Annotated in this window: 15 protein-coding genes; 7 read left to right on the top strand and 8 right to left on the bottom strand. The window is 63.3% G+C overall.

Annotated elements, in window-relative coordinates; all coding sequences use genetic code 11:
- Nucleotides 1-696: 696 nt before the first annotated feature.
- The gene (locus tag NF876_RS14230) at nucleotides 697-978 is read right to left on the bottom strand and encodes a hypothetical protein (RefSeq protein WP_262269447.1); all 282 of its coding nucleotides are present in this window, start codon (nucleotides 976-978) and stop codon (nucleotides 697-699) included.
- 148 nt (nucleotides 979-1,126) lie between these two features.
- On the opposite strand from NF876_RS14230, the gene msrB reads away from it, so the two are divergent.
- The 5 genes from msrB to tal all read left to right on the top strand — a co-directional run bounded on the left by msrB (nucleotide 1,127) and on the right by tal (nucleotide 5,056).
- The gene (gene msrB / locus NF876_RS14235; protein WP_262269448.1) at nucleotides 1,127-1,579 is read left to right on the top strand and encodes a peptide-methionine (R)-S-oxide reductase MsrB; all 453 of its coding nucleotides are present in this window, start codon (nucleotides 1,127-1,129) and stop codon (nucleotides 1,577-1,579) included.
- A 2-nt stretch (nucleotides 1,580-1,581) separates the two neighbouring features.
- Nucleotides 1,582-2,094: a peptide-methionine (S)-S-oxide reductase MsrA gene (gene msrA / locus NF876_RS14240; protein WP_262269449.1), complete on the top strand. Its 513-nt coding sequence runs from the start codon at nucleotides 1,582-1,584 to the stop codon at nucleotides 2,092-2,094.
- Between the two features lie 239 nt (nucleotides 2,095-2,333).
- Nucleotides 2,334-3,611 carry an ergothioneine biosynthesis protein EgtB gene (egtB, locus tag NF876_RS14245; protein ID WP_262269450.1) on the top strand — a complete coding sequence of 426 codons (1,278 nt, stop codon included), beginning with the start codon at nucleotides 2,334-2,336 and terminating at the stop codon, nucleotides 3,609-3,611.
- Nucleotides 3,612-3,648: 37 nt separating this feature from the next.
- The gene (locus NF876_RS14250; protein ID WP_262269451.1) at nucleotides 3,649-3,903 is read left to right on the top strand and encodes a DUF2171 domain-containing protein; all 255 of its coding nucleotides are present in this window, start codon (nucleotides 3,649-3,651) and stop codon (nucleotides 3,901-3,903) included.
- A 124-nt stretch (nucleotides 3,904-4,027) separates the two neighbouring features.
- Nucleotides 4,028-5,056 carry a transaldolase gene (tal, locus tag NF876_RS14255; RefSeq protein WP_262269452.1) on the top strand — a complete coding sequence of 343 codons (1,029 nt, stop codon included), beginning with the start codon at nucleotides 4,028-4,030 and terminating at the stop codon, nucleotides 5,054-5,056.
- A gap of 186 nt (nucleotides 5,057-5,242) precedes the next feature.
- On the opposite strand, the gene NF876_RS14260 is transcribed toward tal, so the two are convergent.
- From NF876_RS14260 to egtD, 7 genes are all read right to left on the bottom strand, one after another.
- The gene (locus tag NF876_RS14260) at nucleotides 5,243-6,196 is read right to left on the bottom strand and encodes an AraC family transcriptional regulator (protein ID WP_262269453.1); all 954 of its coding nucleotides are present in this window, start codon (nucleotides 6,194-6,196) and stop codon (nucleotides 5,243-5,245) included.
- A gap of 493 nt (nucleotides 6,197-6,689) precedes the next feature.
- Nucleotides 6,690-7,535 carry a DUF411 domain-containing protein gene (locus tag NF876_RS14265; protein ID WP_315975039.1) on the bottom strand — a complete coding sequence of 282 codons (846 nt, stop codon included), beginning with the start codon at nucleotides 7,533-7,535 and terminating at the stop codon, nucleotides 6,690-6,692.
- 131 nt (nucleotides 7,536-7,666) lie between these two features.
- Nucleotides 7,667-10,840, bottom strand: coding sequence for an efflux RND transporter permease subunit (locus tag NF876_RS14270; protein WP_262269455.1), 3,174 nt, complete (start codon nucleotides 10,838-10,840; stop codon nucleotides 7,667-7,669).
- Nucleotides 10,837-12,279 (bottom strand): efflux RND transporter periplasmic adaptor subunit, encoded by a 1,443-nt coding sequence (locus NF876_RS14275; RefSeq protein ID WP_262269456.1) that lies wholly within the window; start codon nucleotides 12,277-12,279, stop codon nucleotides 10,837-10,839. The genes NF876_RS14270 and NF876_RS14275 overlap by 4 nt, the downstream gene beginning before the upstream one ends.
- Nucleotides 12,276-12,671: a FixH family protein gene (locus NF876_RS14280; RefSeq protein ID WP_262269457.1), complete on the bottom strand. Its 396-nt coding sequence runs from the start codon at nucleotides 12,669-12,671 to the stop codon at nucleotides 12,276-12,278. The genes NF876_RS14275 and NF876_RS14280 overlap by 4 nt, the downstream gene beginning before the upstream one ends.
- Before the next feature lie 103 nt (nucleotides 12,672-12,774).
- Complete coding sequence (locus NF876_RS14285; RefSeq protein WP_262269458.1) at nucleotides 12,775-13,155, bottom strand: hypothetical protein; 381 nt, start codon at nucleotides 13,153-13,155, stop codon at nucleotides 12,775-12,777.
- Between the two features lie 794 nt (nucleotides 13,156-13,949).
- The gene (gene egtD / locus NF876_RS14290; protein WP_262269459.1) at nucleotides 13,950-14,918 is read right to left on the bottom strand and encodes an L-histidine N(alpha)-methyltransferase; all 969 of its coding nucleotides are present in this window, start codon (nucleotides 14,916-14,918) and stop codon (nucleotides 13,950-13,952) included.
- Nucleotides 14,919-15,761: 843 nt separating this feature from the next.
- Here egtD and NF876_RS14295 point away from each other — a divergent pair.
- Both NF876_RS14295 and NF876_RS14300 read left to right on the top strand, forming a co-directional pair.
- Entirely contained in the window at nucleotides 15,762-16,556 is a 795-nt protein-coding gene (locus NF876_RS14295; RefSeq protein WP_262269460.1) for a gluconate 2-dehydrogenase subunit 3 family protein, read from the top strand.
- Between the two features lie 9 nt (nucleotides 16,557-16,565).
- Nucleotides 16,566-18,326, top strand: a complete 1,761-nt coding sequence (locus NF876_RS14300; protein WP_262269461.1) for a GMC family oxidoreductase — start codon at nucleotides 16,566-16,568, stop codon at nucleotides 18,324-18,326.
- Nucleotides 18,327-18,341: the final 15 nt, after the last annotated feature.

Genomic DNA, 18,341 nt, shown 5'->3' on the forward strand with positions numbered 1-18,341 from the left:
CTCGCCCCGGTCGGCACTGTGCTTTCGGGCGAGGACGGCGCGCGGTTGGAACCTAGGCGGCGACGGAGGCGCTCACGATGGCGCTTGGCCCCTGGCTGAGGGGACCACCACGAGCGGTGGCGTTCGTAGTGCTTGCGCCTCCGGTTGGCACTCTATTGGTGTGGCATGCGAGGCGAGCGCGCCATCCGGGAGCGCCGCCGCGTCTCTGCCGCGACCGGCTCGTTGTTGCTCCTGCCATGCGTGCTGATGTACACGTACGGTTACACTGCTGCGGCGGCCGGGGCCGTGTTCCTGCCGCCCTCCGCCATCATGGCTTCTGGCAACCTAGCGACCGGCTCGGGCTAGGCCATGTTCGCGTTCCCCGCCGCGGGGCCCGAGGGTCGGCCCGGTTGCCGCCTGGCTTGGTGTCGACCGGAATCGGCATGGTCGCATGTATGGCGCCGCTTACGACAGTGGTCTTGGACGCCGCTCCGAGCGACCTGGGTAGTTCCGCCTTTCGGCACAATTCGGCCTCGTGACGGTTGTCGAGGCGTATCAGTGCGTAATGTGGACCGCGACGGCGTTCACTGTGGCCGCCGCGTTAAGGGCTATTGTCTGGCCCGGCGAATAATCTTTCCGAGCATCCCAGGCCGAACCGACCCTGCGCCCTCTAATGGGGCAGCGCCGCATGCGCCGCACTAAACCACGCAATCTTGCTTAAGTTCGGGGTGGGTCGGGGGCATACCCGAGAACGAACGCGACGACCTTCTCGGCCGGCATTTCACAGGGACGCAAAGACGCCTCGCCCGACTCCAGCCGGTAAAGGTTGAAGCTGACGACGTCGCCGTCCGGGAGCGCTCGCGCGAACAGGCTGGTTCGCTTTCCATCGTAAGACCTCCGCACGGTGACGCCGTACCGCAGCCCTTGGTACACGCCGTTACCGTAGCCGCTCGGTATCGCGGCGAGCGCCAATTCAAAGTTCCGCTTCAGTAATATCAAATCCGTCCCCCGGGCGAGTGAATGAATCCCGGCAGATTGAAACACCTCCAGCGTCGATCTCCATGGCATCGTTTCGATAGCCGGAGGTGATTGGACGGTCGACGACCCGGCGCCTACCTTCAACCCAGAACAAAATGGAGTATCGCTAATGCCGACCTACAGGAAAAGCCCCGAAGCGGTCTCGAAGTTAACTCCCGAGCAATATCGCGTCACGCAGACCGATGGGACGGAGCGTCCGTTTGCCAACGAATACTTTGACAACAAGGAGCCTGGTCTCTATGTCGACGTGGTTTCCGGCGAGCCGCTCTTCGCATCCTTCGACAAGTTCGACAGCGGGACGGGATGGCCAAGCTTCACGCGGCCTCTCGTCGTTGCGAATGTCGTCGAGAACGTCGACCGCTCGCACGGAATGACGCGGACAGAGGTCCGCTCCAAGCACGGCGATAGCCATCTTGGCCATGTCTTTCCGGATGGGCCGCGCGACCAAGGTGGGCTGAGGTACTGCATGAACTCGGCCTCCTTGAGGTTCGTCCACCGCGATCAATTGGAGAGCGAGGGGTATGGCGAGTACGCAAATCTCTTCGCAAAACAGGAGGCCTGATCATGGCAGAGACTACAGAACGCGCGATCCTAGCGGGGGGGTGCTTTTGGGGAATGCAGCAGCTGGTGCGGCGCTTGCCTGGCGTCTTCACGACCCGGGTCGGCTACTCGGGCGGCGATGTCAAGAACGCCACATATCGCAACCACGGCACGCACGCGGAAGCGATCGAGATCACGTTCGATCGGAGCCAGACGAGCTTCCGCGACCTGCTGGAGTTTTTCTTTCAGATCCATGACCCGACGACCCCTAACCGGCAGGGAAACGACCGAGGCACGAGCTACAGGTCAGCGATCTTCTACACGAGCGAGGAACAACGCCGCGTCGCCGAGGACACCATTGCTGATGTCGAGGCCTCAGGGCTGTGGCCGGGCAAGGTCGTGACCGAGCTCTCGCCCGCTGGCGATTTCTGGGAAGCGGAGCCTGAGCACCAGGATTACCTGGAGCGGCATCCGAACGGCTACACCTGTCATTTCATCCGTCCGGATTGGAAGTTGCCGCGGAGAAACGCCGCTTGATGGCGACGGGGCCCGAGTGTCCTCCGGCGTGCTCAGCCTGACTGCGTATGCATCGGGAACCGTTTGCCAAGGATCCTCGCCGTTCACGTGAAGTCGAGCACGACGCGACAAGGTGGCGAGGTTCAGAGGGCTGAGCACGGCCTTCAGACTTTCAATCTTGGACTATTGCGTATCGTTTGGCGTGCGCGGAACCATGCTCGTTGCGACGGCCTGGTTTGAATTTACAGCGAGGACTTGCAATGGCCCCTGCGCATCTTTTCCAGTCGGCGTTCGCGCCCAGCGACCTTGAGCGGTTCTACCGCGAGGTCCGGCACACGAGCGAGAGGCTCGGCGAGCCTCTTTCCGACGCAGACGCAACGGTGCAGTCGATGCCTGATGCGAGCCCTGCAAAATGGCACCTCGCGCACACGACCTGGTTTTTTGAGGCGATGGTTCTGTCGCCTCACCTGACGGGCTACAGGACCTTCGATGAACGGTTCACGTTCCTGTTCAATTCCTACTACGAGACACTCGGTGCCCGGCAGCCGCGCCCTCGGCGCGGTATGATCACACGGCCGACCTTGGACGAAGTTTACGCATACCGAGCGCATGTCGATCAAGCAGTCTTCAGGCTACTTGGTGAGCGGCCAACCCCAACGATCGCTGAGCTGATTGAACTCGGATGCCACCACGAGCAGCAGCATCAAGAGCTCCTGCTCACGGACATTCTCCACCTGTTCGCGCAAAATCCGATACGGCCGGTCTACCGCGACCCTGCCCCAGTGTCGGTCGAGAGTACGGTCCCACCTGCGCTCTCCTTTACAGAATTCGAGGGAGGAGTTGTCGAAATCGGCCACGGCGGAGTGGGTTTCGCATTCGATAGCGAAGGGCCGCGTCACCGCGTGTTGATCGAGCCGTTCCGTCTCGCCAACCGTTTGGTGACCAATGCGGAATGGATGGATTTCATTGAAGACGGTGGCTACACCAAGCCCCTACTGTGGTTGTCCGAAGGCTGGGCGAAAGTCCTCGCTGAAGGCTGGTCGCATCCACTCTACTGGGAGACGCGGGACGGCCAGTACTGGACAATGACGCTGAGGGGCTTCCAACCGGTTGATCCAACCGCGCCGGTCACGCATGTCAGCTACTTCGAGGCTGACGCGTTCGCCACGTGGTCCGGGAAGCGACTGCCATGCGAAGCCGAGTGGGAGGTGGCGGCGCAACAACTCGACGTGCACGGCAACTTCCTGAATCTCAATGGCCTCAGGCCCGGGCCCGCGTCCCCACGGACCGCTGGAGTGCAGCAGATGTTCGGCGACGTCTGGGAGTGGACGCGTAGCCCGTTCTCGCCTTACCCGCGATTTCGCCCGGTCGAGGGTGCGGTCGGCGAGTACAATGGGAAGTTCATGTCCGGGCAGTTCGTATTGCGAGGCGGCTCTTGCGTGACCCCGCCAGGACATCTCCGGGCGAGCTACCGCAATTTCTTCCCGGCGCACATCCGCTGGCAATTCGCGGGGCTTCGCTTGGCGGAGGACGTGTAGCGTCAGCGCAATTGGTGAACTCACAAGGAGAGTACAGATGATCAAAGACAAGATTGCACAAAACATGGAAGTGATAGGCGCGGACGGCGTTCACATCGGCACCGTCGATGGTGTCGCGAACGGGCGCATCAGGCTCAAGAAGCGAGACAGCGGCGAGGGCCAGCACAAGGGCCACAAGCATTTCATTGACCTCGGGCTGGTCGCCGACGTCGAGGGGCAAAGGGTTCGCCTCTCGGCAAACGCGGTGGTGGCGGTAACGTTCGAAGAAGAGCAGTCGGGCAAGCCCATCTGACGAAGGAGGGGCCCGGCGACCGCAGTCGCGCGCAAGACACAAAAGAGCGAGCCGACGACAAGTAGTCGGTTTCGCATGCATGGCCGCATGCACCGGGGCGAGCCGACATCGAGAGGAAAAGGCCTTGGCGTCGAAGTTGGATCAACTACGCGCGATGACAACGGTGGTCGCCGACACGGGAGACCTTGGCGCCGTGGCGCGTCTCAGGCCGATAGATTGCACGACGAATCCCACGATTGTCTTGAGTGCGGTCGACAGTCCCGCGTACGGGGACGTTGTCGAAGAAGCATTGGCGTGGGGGCGAAAGCAGAGTGGCGACGCCGCACGCGTCGCTGCCGCGACTGCCGACCGGCTCGCAGTCTCCGTCGGGGTCGAGCTCTTGCGGCTCGTGCCAGGCTTTGTGTCCACCGAAGTGGACGCCAACCTGTCGTTCAATATCGGAGCGTCGGTTGCGAGAGCGCGCCAGATTATCGACGCCTACACACAGCGCGGCGTCGAACCCGAGCGCGTGCTGATCAAACTCGCATCGACGTGGGAAGGAATACGCGCTGCACAGACCCTCCAGAGCGAGGGTGTGAAGTGCAACATTACGCTGTTGCTGAACCGGGCGCAGGCGATCGCCAGCGCTGAAGCTGGCGTTTTCCTGATCTCGCCGTTTGTGGGCCGCATCTACGACTGGCACAAGAAGTCTGGTGGAAAGGACTTCTCCGCCGCCGAGGACCCAGGGGTCCGGTCTGTGCGAGGCATCTACGAGTACTACAAGTCGAACGGCATCGAGACGATCGTCATGGGCGCCTCGTTTCGCAACACTGGCCAGATCGTGGCGCTGGCCGGATGCGATCGGCTTACGATCGCGCCAGTCCTTATGGATGCGCTGGCGTCCGAGAGGGGCGAACTCAAACGCGCTTTGGCGCCGGCCGCCGCGGAGCCACGGTCCCTCCGGACGGCGGAAGACGGGATCTGCCGCTGGTTCGTGGGCGAGGAGGCGGCCGATATAGAACACCCGGACCCGGCGGGCCCAATGGACGAAAACACCTTCCGGTGGAGCATGAACGAGGACGCGATGGCGACCGAGAAACTGGCCGAGGGCATTCGCGTGTTCGCAACCGACCTGAAGACACTCCGCCGCAGGATCGCGGAACGCCTCGAGTGAGTTCCACGATGTTGCCTCGGCCGAAAGGAAAGGCAAAGTCGTGATGATCGTGATGTACCACCTGAACGCCTCAACGTCCCAAAGCGTCCCGGTCTCGGTCGAGGAGCTGGAGTTGTAGCTGCATCCCGCGCAGGCCGTCCCGCTCGCGCCGGCGGCGCCTACGCTCTCGGCGAGTGAAGGCCGGCGTCAGGCTGCATCAGATTCCTCAATCGCGTCTTCAGCCGGCGGAATGCAGCGGGACGAGGCGCGCTGCGCCTTGGCACGGTATTCCGATGGATCGCTGCCGTAGTACCTGCGGAAAGTACGCGTGAAGCTGCTCCGGCTCTGGTAGCCAGCATTCAAGGCGACCTGATCGACAGAGAGCGCGTTGGCTGCGAGCAGGTCCGCTGCTTGGCGCATCCTCAGCCGGCGCAGCAATGACATCGGGGACTCTCCGAAAGCGGCGGAAAACCGCGCCATGAAAGCCGAGCGGCTAAGACCGACGGCGTGCGACAGGCTCTGGACGGTGTGTGGCGCCGACGGGCGCGAGGCCATTTCGGCGAAAGCCCGTGCGATCGGTGGATCACTCAAGATCGAGAACCGCTCTACCCACGTGTTCGTCGACACTAGGCAGCGCCGAAGCAATGCGAGCAGAACGAGTTTCAGCAGTGCCGCCGACATCGGTCCTCCACCAACGTGCCGGGCCGTGAGCTCAGCCATTGCGTAGGTCATCACCTGCCCAAGGTTGTCGTGCATGTCGAATTTCTCGACAATGGGCGTTGCTAGGGAAGCAAACAAGTCGAGTGCCGGACCGTAGTTGGCTCGAAAGGACCCGCACGCAAGCACCAGTGTCGGCTGGCCGTCTCCAACGGTGTGTCGCTGCGACGCCCCTGGTGTAAAGCCGCCGTTGTTGGGTTTGCCCGCGTTCCGTAGTGTGGTCGGGTGCTCCGTCGCGGCGATCGTCATCGCCCGCCCGGGCGGGACGATTACCAGTGTGTGCGGCGTCAGGCGGATGGGCACTTCATCGTCTAGGAGGATGAACCCAGTGCCTCGAAGGCAGTAGTGGATGGTGGAGGCTGTAGCGCGGGCAACCGCTACGTGGGTACCCGCCGCAAGCGCGCACTCCGACAGCCTGACGAAGGCGACTTCCAACGTGGTCATCAACTTATCGAGGTCTTGTCGCGATATACGCCAGAAGGGCTCGCCTGCCACGTCTAAAAGCCTTTGCTGCTCAGGCCCACATCAGCTCGGCTCCGGGACGATGCCGTCTCACGCAGGCAGCCTGCGCGACTGGGGAAGGGCCCTTCCGCGCTCCAACCTGATCTGGGCTTTTGATCGGTTCGGTCTTTGTTGCCTTCAACCGAAGACGATGAACAATCACCCAGTTGCGGCTGAAGGAGTAGTCGTTGCGTCCGAATTAGATATATTCAGCGGCGACATGAATAATCCAGCTGAGCGCCTCAAAGACCAGCAAAATCCTATGAATTCATGCCAAACCATGTCGGCGCGCCTCAACAGAAATCCATGAGCCTCGATCGCACATTCGAATTCGCGACAGACCGATCGCGACGCACCTGTGTCGGACAGTCAGGCTCGTGTCATCACTGTGCGTGCCGCGCGACCACCGCGGACTCCTCGGTCTGCGCCGCAACCCCTATGGTCGGCACAGCTGCGATTGCTCCCGCTCTCGAAATTGGCCAAAACGCGACATTCCGGTCTTGTCACCTGGTGACATCACTCGCCTCTCATGGATCAGGTGTAGGTCAGAAGGACCAATATCAGGTTGTGCAAGTGCCCAATGAGGCAAGGGGATCGGTCTTCCCCCCGCTGCTCGGCCGGGTGCCGCCGGCACGCGGCTACTCCCGCAGGAATGCCTGAATTGCCTCAAGGGTGACGAAGCACGACGTCGTTGTAGAAACCCATACCTGTTCACCCGCGTCGCCAAGGCAGGCCTAGAGTTCGTTAGGCCTTCTGGGCGCCCCGATAGCGTGCGAAGGTGCGCTGACCCGATGGCCCGATGGCCCAAACAGGACCACGTCGTAGTGTCCGGCTCCATGCCCTCAACCTCCATGCCGGGCGATCCGACGAGCATACCTAGAACGGCCAGTCCAGCGGCCTGGGGCTTCCCCACGAGCAGCCGCCCGACGGCCGGCGCAGGCACATGCCCCTCGATGACGTGCCCGGCGACCTCACCCGTATGGCGGGCCGCGAGTGCCTTGGGTACGCCCAGATGCGTCTTCACACGATTGATCTCGGCGGTCTCGACCACCGCGACCGGGAGCCCGGCCTGCTTCAGGTGGTCCACCCATCCGGAACAGCAACCACAGCTCGGATCCTTGGTGACCGTCACCTTCGGCAAGCCCTCGGCGGCCCGGAGCGGGCCGGCAACGGCGGCTCCGGCCAGCCCGGCGACGAAGGCCTGCCGGTTGCATGCAAACGCGGTGCGCATGGCGCTCTCCTTTGTTTCGGGAACAGGATTGGTGAACATGATACGTCTCATCGGAAGAAAACGTATTTGACGAGCGCCGCGATCACGAGGGGCACGACGATGACGGCCGCAAGGCCGAACAGGCCCATGCTCCACATCATTCCCTCGCCCATCAGGTCGTGCATCATGGCGTCCTCCTCTCATCACTCGGCGGCAAGCCTGATCTCTCCGGCATCGTCGTCGGCCGGGCGCTCGGCATCCGCCTTCCCCGGAAGCCCGCGTCCCTTGACGAGGCCGTAGATCGCCGGGATCACGATCAGGGTCAGCAGCGTCGACGAGACCATGCCGCCGATCATCGGCACAGCGATCCGCTGCATGACCTCAGACCCGGTGCCTGTGCTCCACAGGATGGGCAGCAGGCCCGCCATGATCGCGACCACCGTCATCATCTTGGGCCGGACGCGCTCGACCGCACCGACCATGATCGCCTCGTAGAGGTCGGCCCGGGTGAACCGACGCCCTTGGGATGCCCGCTCGGCCTTCAGGTGCTCCAGCGCCTGGTCGAGGTAGATCAGCATCACCACCCCCGTCTCGGCGGCGACGCCCGCGAGCGCGATGAACCCGACGGCCACCGCGACCGAGAGGTTGAATCCGAGCCACCACATCAGCCATACGCCGCCGACCAGCGCGAAGGGCAACGACAGCATCACGATCAGGGTCTCGGTGATCCGGCGAAAGTTGAGGTAGAGCAGCAGGAAGATGATCAGGAGCGTGACGGGCACCACGATCTTCAGACGCGCTTCCGCCCGCTCCAGGTACTCGAACTGCCCGCTCCACTGGACGTACGTCCCGGGCGGCAGCTTCACCTCGTTCGCGACCGCTTGCCGGGCCTCGGCGACGTAGCCCCCGAGGTCACGCCCGGCGATGTCGACGAAGATGAAGATCGCGAGCTGTCCGTTCTCGGTCCGGATAGAGGTCGCACCACGCGTGAGCTTGACCTCGGCCACCTCGCCGAGCGGCACGGTGCCGCCCGTGGGCAGCGGGACCTGCACCTCGGTCGCGATGGCCCGCGGGTCCGAGCGCAGGTCGCGCGGGTAGCGGATCGTGACCCCATAGCGCTCCCGTCCCTCGACCGTGGTCGTGACCACCTCGCCGCCCATGGCGGTCGCGATCACGTCCTGCACGTCGCCGATGGTCAGGCCGTAGCGTCCGAGCGCGATCCGGTCGGGCACGACGTCGAGATAGTAGCCGCCGATCACCCGCTCGGCATAGGCACTCGTGGTGCCAGGGACCGCCTTCACGACAGCCTCGACCTGGCGGGCCGCCTTCTCCATCTCGGCCAAGTCGGTGCCGAACACCTTGATGCCGACCGGCGTGCGGATCCCGGTCGAGAGCATGTCGATGCGAGCCCGGATCGGCATCGTCCAGGCATTGGAGACGCCCGGGAACTGGAGGGCCTGGTCCATTTCGGCCTTGAGGCTTGCCAGCGTCACACCCGGTCGCCACTCGCTCTTCGGCTTCAGGTTGATGATTGTCTCGAACATCTCCGTCGGTGCGGGGTCCGTCGCGGTCGCCGCCCGTCCCGCCTTGCCGTAGACGGAGGCGACCTCCGGGAAGGACTTGATGATCCGGTCCTGTGTCTGGAGGAGCTCTGCCGCCTTGGTCACCGACAGCCCGGGCAGGGTCGTCGGCATGTACATCAGCGTGCCTTCGTCGAGATCGGGCATGAACTCGGACCCGAGCTGGCGCGCCGGCCAGACGGTGGCCGCCAGGGCCACGAGGGCGACCAGGATGGTCAGCGTCTTGGCCCTGAGTACACACCAGATCACGGGTCGGTAGATCCAGATCAGCAGACGGTTGATGGGATTGCGGTGCTCCGGGACGATCCGCCCGCGCACGAAGATCACCATCAGGGCCGGGACCAGCGTCACGGAGAGCAGGGCCGCGGCCGCCATGGCGAACGTCTTCGTGAAGGCGAGCGGGCCGAAGAGCCGCCCCTCCTGGCTCTCCAGGGTAAAGATCGGCAGGAACGACACCGTGATGATCAGCAGGCTGAAGAACAGCGCCGGCCCGACCTCGCTCGCTGCCTTGATCAGGATCTCGATCCGCAGCTTGTCCTTGGGCGCCCGTTCCAGGTGCTTGTGGGCGTTCTCGATCATCACGATGGCGGCGTCGATCATTGCCCCGATGGCAATCGCGATGCCGCCCAGGCTCATGATGTTGGAGCCGAGCCCCATCAGCCTCATGGCACCGAACGCCATCAGGATGCCCACGGGCAGCATCAGGATCGCGACGAGCGCGCTCCGGACGTGCAGGAGGAAGACGATGCACACGAGCGCGACGACGATGCTCTCCTCGACCAGCGTGTGCCTGAGGGTGGCGATGGCGTCGTTGATCAGTTGCGAACGGTCGTAGACCGGGACGACCTCGGCCCCGTTGGGCAGGCTGGAGGCGATCTCCGCCAGGCGCGCCTTGGCGCTGTCGATCACGTTGAGGGCGTTGGCCCCAAACCGTTGCAGGATGATGCCGCTCGCGACCTCGCCCTCGCCGTTCATCTCGGTGATGCCGCGGCGCTCGTCGGGTCCGAGCTCGACCCGCGCGACGTCGCCGACGCGGATGGGAACGCCCGCCTCGGTCTTGAGGACAATCGCCTCGATGTCCTGGATGCTCTTCAGGTAGCCGCGGCCGCGGACCATGAACTCGAACTCTGACAGCTCGACCGTGCGTCCGCCGACGTCCATGTTGCTGGTGCGGATGGCGTCGCGGAGCTTCTGGAGCGGAATGCCCTGCGCCCGCAGGCGGCGGGGATCGACGACCACGTTGTACTGCTTGACGAAGCCACCGACGCTGGCGACCTCGGCGACGCCCTCGGCCTTGGAGGCGGCGTAGCGCACGACCCAGTCTTGGAGCGAGCGAAGCTCCGCCAGGGTCATCTCCTTGGCGACCACGGCGTACTGGTAGACCCAGCCCACCCCAGTCGCGTCCGGCCCCAGGCTCGGGGTCACGCCCGCCGGGAGGCGCCGGGAGGCGGCATTCAGGTATTCGAGCACCCGACTACGGGCCCAGTACGGGTCCGTGCCGTCCTCGAAGATCACGTAGACGAAGGACACGCCGAAGAACGAGAACCCGCGGATCACCTTGGACTTCGGCACGGTCAGCATCGACGTGGTCAGCGGATAGGTGACCTGATCCTCGACGACCTGTGGCGCCTGTCCCGGGTAGTCGGTGTAGACGATGACCTGCACGTCCGAGAGGTCGGGGATGGCATCCAACGGCAGGGTGCGCAGGGCGTAGACGCCCACCGCCACGGCGAACGCTGCCCCGATGAGAACCAGCAGCAGGTTGCGGGCTGACCAGGCAATGAGATGGGCGATCATGGCGTCGCCTCCGGGGTGGCCATGCCCTGGAGGGCGGCCTTCAAATTGCTCTCGGCATCGATGAGGAAGTTGGCCGCCACCACCACCTTGTCACCTTCGGCGATGCCGTCCCGGATTTCGGTGAAGCCGGATCCCCTCACGCCCACCTTGACCTCGCGCGGCTCGAACCTGCCCTCGCCCCTGTCGAGGATCACGACCTGCCGGGTGCCGGTGTCGATCACGGCGCTGTCCGGCACCGCCACCACGGGCGCCTGCGATCCCGTCGCGAACTCCACGTCGGCGTACATGGCCGGGCGCAGGATCCCTTCCGGGTTGGCGAGCTCGATGCGGACGCGGGCCGTGCGGGTCTCCATGGACAGGTGCGGGTAGATTCGCGTGACAGTCCCAGTGAACGTGCGGCCGGGATAGCCCCGGACCCGCACGGTGGCGGACTGGCCTTCCCTGATCCCGGCCAGGTCGCGCTCGGTGACGTCCGCAAGCACCCAGATTGCCGAATGGTCGACGATGCGGAAGAGCACATCGCCAGGTATGGCTCGCATGCCGTCGCTGACGTTCCGCTCAAAGACGATTCCGGCGCGCGGAGCCGCCCAGGTGATGGTCAGAGGCACCTTGCGGGTGCGCTCGATCTCGTTGATGACGTCGGCCGGAACGGCGAGGTTCTCGAGACGACGCCGGGCCCCTTCGAAACCGACCGCGGTGAGGTATTGCGCCGCCGCGGCAGCGATGTCGGGCGAGTAGAGCCGGAACAGGGGCTGTCCCTTGTGGACGTGGTCGCCCGTCGTCACGTTCTCGACGGCCTCGATGAAGGACTCCGAGCGAACGGACACGACCGAGATCCGGCGTTCATCCTCATCCAGGCTTCCCGGGCCCCGCACCGGCGTGGTCAGGGTCCGCCGTTCGACCGGCTCAGACCGAACCCCGGTCCGCTGGAGCTTGCCCGGCGAGACGGTGACCATGGATCCGTCATCCTCGCCCTCGTAGACTGGGATGTAGTCCATCCCCATCGAGTCCCTCTTTGGCACAGGCGAGGTGTCCGGCAGGCCCATCGGGTTGCGGTAGTACAGGATGCGCTTCTCGCCCGCCGGGGCCGCGTCCTGGGTGGCGTCCGCAACGGGCGCCGGGCTGTCATCGAAGCTCACGTCCTCGCTGGCCCGGACCGGACGGTAGTCCCGCCCCTCCGCAGTCTTCTTCGGTTGGAGCGAGTAGAACGGCTTCCCGTCCGGATCGCGGTAGTAGATCTCGGGACTGGTTGAAGCAGGCGCAGGTTTGAGCTTCCGGGCAGCCGCCGACTGCTCCAGACCCAGTTGCGTCTGGACCGTCGACATCAGCGCCCGCATGTCGATGTCCGGCAGCCTGAGGCCGTCCCGGCCCACCCAATAGCCGCCTCCCCCCGCCGCGAGGGCGGCGAGGGTTCCGGCAATCCATGCGGCCCGGCTCATTTCATGGCCTTGAGGACCAGCTTGGTATCAACCGTGCCCTCCTCACCCTGGACCTTGGCCCCGAGCGAAAGCTGCCAGTTACCGGCCATCGTCAGCCGGGTCTTGAACTGATAGACGCCGGGTTCGGTGGACGGCGCCTGCTCGATGGGCGAATCCATCATCGCCATTCCGTCCGGAGCCATGTCGATGTGCTTGGCGAAGATGACCGCGTCCGGCACGGGCTTGCCGGAGCGCTTGTCGACGAGGCGGGCCGCGACGACAGCCTCCCCTACCTTCATGTCCTTCTGCACGAGTTGGAATTCGTAGTCCTTGGGGTCGGCCTTGGCAGGTCCGATGAGGGCAAAGCCGAGCAGCGCGGCCCCGACGGCGCGCGAAAGCGTAAACGACTTCATTGTTATTGTTCTCCTGAGATCAACGGTGGTCGCGGGATGCGACCTGTCGACCGCGTGGCAAAAGCCACGCGGTGTCAGCCGGTCCTGGGGACCGGTGTCGATCTCAGACTCGTGGTGGTCGGGGCGGCGGCAGGGGTGCCAGCGTGTCCGGGGCCGCGTCGTTGCCCGGGAGCAGTGCTACGGCGATGCTGAGGCGGGCGGACACCGCACCGACGGGCAGGATGCCTTGGACGAACTTGGCCAGGCACAGGGTCGCGAGAGGACAGGCCTTCTGGCAATCTGGCACCGCGGGCTTCGCGGGCGGGCAGCACGGCATCGCCGCCATCGCCATGTCGTCCACGAACGCCATGTTCGTCCCGGTATCCGTCATCGCCATGGGCACGGCCCTTCCGCCAGCCGCCGCGGGGGCGGTGAACGGGGCAAGCACGATCCCGACGATCGCGAGAATCACGAGCAGACGTGTGATGACGAACCACGGCTTCATGCGGCGAAAGTCTCACATGAAGCGCGAAATTGAAAGCGGGGGATCCTCACGACGGCGTGAGCAAGCTGCGCGCCCGCCGAATTGGTTACCGTAGAAGACACCAGATTGACCTTCCCATCATGGGAAGCCCCAGGGTAGCCGAACTGCATGTAAAGGCGGTGGAGAACCGCCGTGAACGATGGTTAAGCGATTTCAGGCGTAGAGCGGTCAGGAATGGCGTGCTGGGGCCGGATCGAGCACCCGCATCCGCTGTACGCCTTGGCAGACGATGTGGTGCGTGTCGTCGCTCCGGTGAGACAGCGGATGACGTTCACGATCGTGCCCCTTCGGTCCAGGACGCCCGGTCCCGCTTCGCCCAATACTTGGTCTTGCCGCAGAAGGATTTCTATATGGCGCTGCGCGTGGTCCACCCGCCGCTTTGGGGCAACGGACGAAGGCGCTCAGCGTGATCGGGCGAGCACACCGGACAAGAGGACCGCTTTTGGTACCGGAACGATCGAGAAGGCGTCTTGTGGAATCGAAATCGGCCGCGGTGGACCGCTTTATTCGGCGGACGTTATTTCAATGTCTGGCATAGGCTCCCCTTCAGACAGACTTGCAGGGACGAGGCCCATGCAGCCATGGCTGGAGAAGCGGGTTACCGCTCAGCACGCTGGCGGAAGAACGATGCGATGCTCGAAACAGCCCTCCGGGAGCGCAGAGCAATGATCCGCGCATCTCGCAATTCCGTAGGAAGCACGCGTAGGCCCCGCAAGACGGGGCTCGCGCACTCCCTCGCAAGATTACATATCAGCCTAACCCCGCCTGGCCCGAGGTGAGAGCCCGAACACGCAAAACATCCGCTTGTTGTCCTCCCACGCGCGCGACACGCGCCAGCCCGCGCGCTCCGCGAGCGCGCCGAATCCTTCGCGATCATATTTCCTTGAGCTCTCCGTGTGGATGGTCTCGCCCTCATGGAAGTGGAAGCGGCGTTGGCCGATTGAGGCCCACTGGTCTGTGAGGCTGAGCAGGTGCATCTCAACAGATCTTTCGGCGTCGTTCCATCTCGCGACGTGCTGGAAGCGATCCAGGCGGAAGTCGCCCCCGAGTTCGTGGTTTATCCGGGCCAGCAGGTTGAGGTTGAACCGCGCCGTGACCCCTTCGCTGTCGTCGTAGGCGCGGAGCAGCGTCTCGACCTCCTTCACGAGGTCCACGCCGACAATCGCGGCGCCATCGGGTCCAACGTGGCGCAACATCTGCGAAAGGAAACCCTCGGCGTCCGCGGCGTTGAGGTTTCCGATCGTCGAACCGGGGAAGAATCCGACGCGCCGGCCTGCTGGCATGTCCGTGGGCATCTCGAATGCACTCATGAAGTCGCGTTCGACAGGACGCACCCACAGAGAGCGAAAGCGGCGTTCCATACGGTGTGCCGTTTGAAACAGGTACTCGTGTGCGATATCAATAGGGACATAGCCCTGCGGCTCTGCCAACGCGTCCAGCACGAGTTCGGTCTTCACTCCCGCGCCCGCGCCGTACTCGATCAGGATAGACCCTGCGCCGGTGAACTGTCGCAGCTCGCGTTGCCGCGCCCGCAGGATCGCTGTCTCCGTGCGGGTCGGATAGTAATCCTCGAGCCGAGTGATCTCCTCGAACAGGTCCGAACCCCGTTCGTCATACAGCCAACGGCACGGGATCGTCTTTTGATCGCGGGACAGTCCCTCGACGACGTCGGAGCGAAAGCGGTTGTGATCGCTAAGGAGCCGGGTTGCAGGCATATCAAGCATCGGACGCGTATTTCCTTCAATGGTCCAAAAGGGGAGTGCCGCGGGCCGCACCCTCCGCCGGATAACTAGGTCCGCGGACCGCACCGCGAATCCACAATACGTCGCCGTTCGTCCAGACACACGACTTGTCCCGGTTGCCGCGGCCTCATCCAGGACAATCCGGCAATGATTCGGCTGGAAGTGCCCCGCCAAAGGTGCGCTCGCGAGCACCTCCCAAAAGCCGCGTCTCCATGCCCAATACGGAGGTGCCGCGAGACCTGTCTGGCCAAGGTAAGGATCACGGTCAACGCATGGCATTTTCGAAGCGTTGCGACGGGGTAGAAGAAGGATGACCCCGATGTGCACCCTTGATGTCTTTCTACGCCGCTCGACACCTCATATCCGGCGCTCGCCGATGCTTGATCGCAGACCCGCGGGACACACGCGCACAACGCGTCTAGGTGACGATACCTCACGCCTATCGAATGCATGTCCAAAGGGAATTTCTAAATTCGTCCGCTCCATCCGATCTTCGAACACGCTCGACCGGCCGATCACACGCAGCCGCCTCGACAACGATTGATACCATTGCGCCGAGAGACCGTGCCCGCGCCGGCACCAAAGGAGCCGCTATGAAACCACCCATGAATCTCCGCTTTTCCGTCGCCGCGTCGCTGTTCGCCGTCGCAGTGACGGCGATCGTGTAAATCAGCGGAGCGGCTCCGGCCGGCTCGACCGTGACCACGCGTCAGGCGGACTGAGGTTCGCCTGAGGCCACCGACGCTTCTGCCGCACAGACGGGGCCGCCGCGCACATGAGCGTTCACGCGATTATGTCGCAGAAAGAAAGTGGACTGCAACTCCGATGACCAATGACCAAAGCGACCAAACCTTCTCTCCGAGCCGTCGAGGCTTGCTCGGCGTTGCCGCTGCCGCGGGTGCTGCTTCGCTGGCTCCCGGTGTCCTGCTAGGAACCGCCCCGACAACCGCGGCTCACGCGGAAGCATCCGAACCGGCGCTCTCCCAATCTGCGGATGCTTCAACAAGCTCGACCCCTGCCAAGTTGCCGTCACTAGTACCCGGCTATCTGTCATTTGGGCCGGACGAAGCCGGCTTCGTCGAAGTAATGCTCAACGTGATGTGCCCTGCGGACGCGCTGACACCCGGCGGTGTTGATTGCGGGCTCGCAGCCTTTATCGACCGACAACTGGCGGGTAGCTTCGGCAAGGGCGCACGCCTTTATATGCGCGGACCCTGGCGCGAAGGTAAGCCTGAACTCGGCTACCAGCTGCCGCTCACACCCGAACAGTTTTTCAAGGCAGGCCTCGCCGCTGCGGATGCGGCCTGCCACAAACGCAATGGCAAGGGCTTTAGTGAATTGGACGGGACTGACGCCGACCGTTTCCTCCATGAAATCGCAGACGGCAAAATAACGGACGAGCGCGTCCCGCTCGCTTCGTGGTTCAACGGACTCGTCTACCCGTTATTCGAGCAGGCCTGCTTTGCCGACCCCATCTATGGCGGCAATGTCGACAAAGTGTTCTGGAAGGCGATCGGCTATCCAGGTCTCCCCGCGGTTCATTCCCAGGACATGACCGATTTCCGTGGCAAGCCCTTCCCGGGCGCCGCCGATCCGAAATCCATCGCCGACTTCGCCTAAGAGGGTATCATGGCTACACGCTTGAAACATCGCACCGTCGTCTTCGTTGGTGGCGGATTCACGGCGGCGCTGGCGGCGCGCCAACTGACCGCCAAGGGCGTCGACGTCGTCGTCCTTGAACGGGGAATCGACCACACTCATACGGCCGCAACAAGCCTGCCGTCACAACGCGACGAACTGCGTTGGGACGTGCATGGTGATCTCTTTCAGGATTGGTCCGTCCAGACCTACACGCTTCGCCATAATGACGGCGAAACGGCTTTGCCGATACGCCGTCCCCAGGCCTTCAAGCCCGGCGAGGGAATGGGCGGGGCGGCCAATCACTGGAACGGGCAGACTTGGCGTTGGAGCGAATCGGACCCTGTTTTGCGAACCCACCTTGAGAACCGATATGGAAAGAAGGCCGTTCCAGCCGAGATGGCGATCCAGGATTGGGGTGTCACCTATGCCGAGTTGGAATCCTATCACGATCAGTTCGAAAAGCTGTTCGGGATCGCCGGCAAGGCAGGGAATCTGAATGGCACGCTGCAGGAGGGCGGCAATCCATTCGAGGCGCCACGGCGGAACGAATTTCCGCAAAAGCCTCTGCCGATCACTGAAGCGGGCATGATTTTCAGCGAAGCGACCAAGAAGCTAGGCTACAAACCTTTTCCGATGCCGGCGGCAAATTCGCCGGAAGCCTACACCAATCCCGATGGGATGCAGCTTGGCCAGTGCCAGTTTTGCGGCCATTGCGAACGCTTCATCTGCGAAGCCAACGCCAAGGCGAGTCCGGAATTGCTACTCTATCCGATGCTGAGAAAGCGCAACAGCTTCGAATTGCGTTTGCACACGCATGTTCTCGATATTCTTTATGACCGCAAGGCCAAGCGCGTCACCGGCGTTCGCTACATCGATCGCGTAACAGGCGAGGAGTACGAACAGCCAGCGGACGTTGTTGTCCTTTCTTCTTTCACGATGTCGAATACCAGATTTCTGCTGATGGCAGGAATCGGGGCACCTTACAATTCGAAAACTGGTCAGGGAGTCGTGGGTAAGAATTTCTGCCATCAGACGATGTCCGGCACGCGGGTCTTTTTCAAGGATCGTTGGATCAACCCGTTCCTGGCGTCCGGTGCCTCTCAAACGGTTATCGACGAGTTCAACGGCGACAATTTCGACCACACTGATCTCGGCTTCTTTGGTGGGGGCTACATCTACGCTAACGTGACCAATGGGCGCCCGATTACGAGCCGTGCCGTCCCACCCGGAACTCCGAGATGGGGCTCCACTTGGAAGAAGGCCAACGCCGATTGGTATGCCCACAATTTCACGATATCCGCCCACGGGAGCTGGTACCCGCACCGGGAGAACTATGTCGACCTCGACCCGACCTATGTCGATGCCTATGGTCAGCCACTCCTGCGAATGACGCTGGACATCCGCGAGAACGAGCGCAAGATGTCCGTCTATCTGTCGAAAAAGATCGACGAGATTGCCAAAGCGACGGGTGCCGACATCGCCCCACCGACAGCTCCCCGCAAGGGGCCGTACGATAGTCGCGTCTATCAAACCACCCATGTCACTGGTGGTACGATCATGGGAAGTGACCCTGCGACGAGCGTCGTCTCCCCTCACCTCCAGCACTGGGACGCGCAAAACCTGTTTGTTGTCGGTGCCTCCGTCTACCCCTTTAATGCAGGCTACAACCCAACAGGACCGCTAGGGGCACTCGCGCTCCGGCTTGGTGACGACCTCAACGATTACATTGCGCGGCCACGCCACCTCTGATCCCGATTTAGAAAG

This window comes from Microvirga yunnanensis (assembly GCF_025460875.1).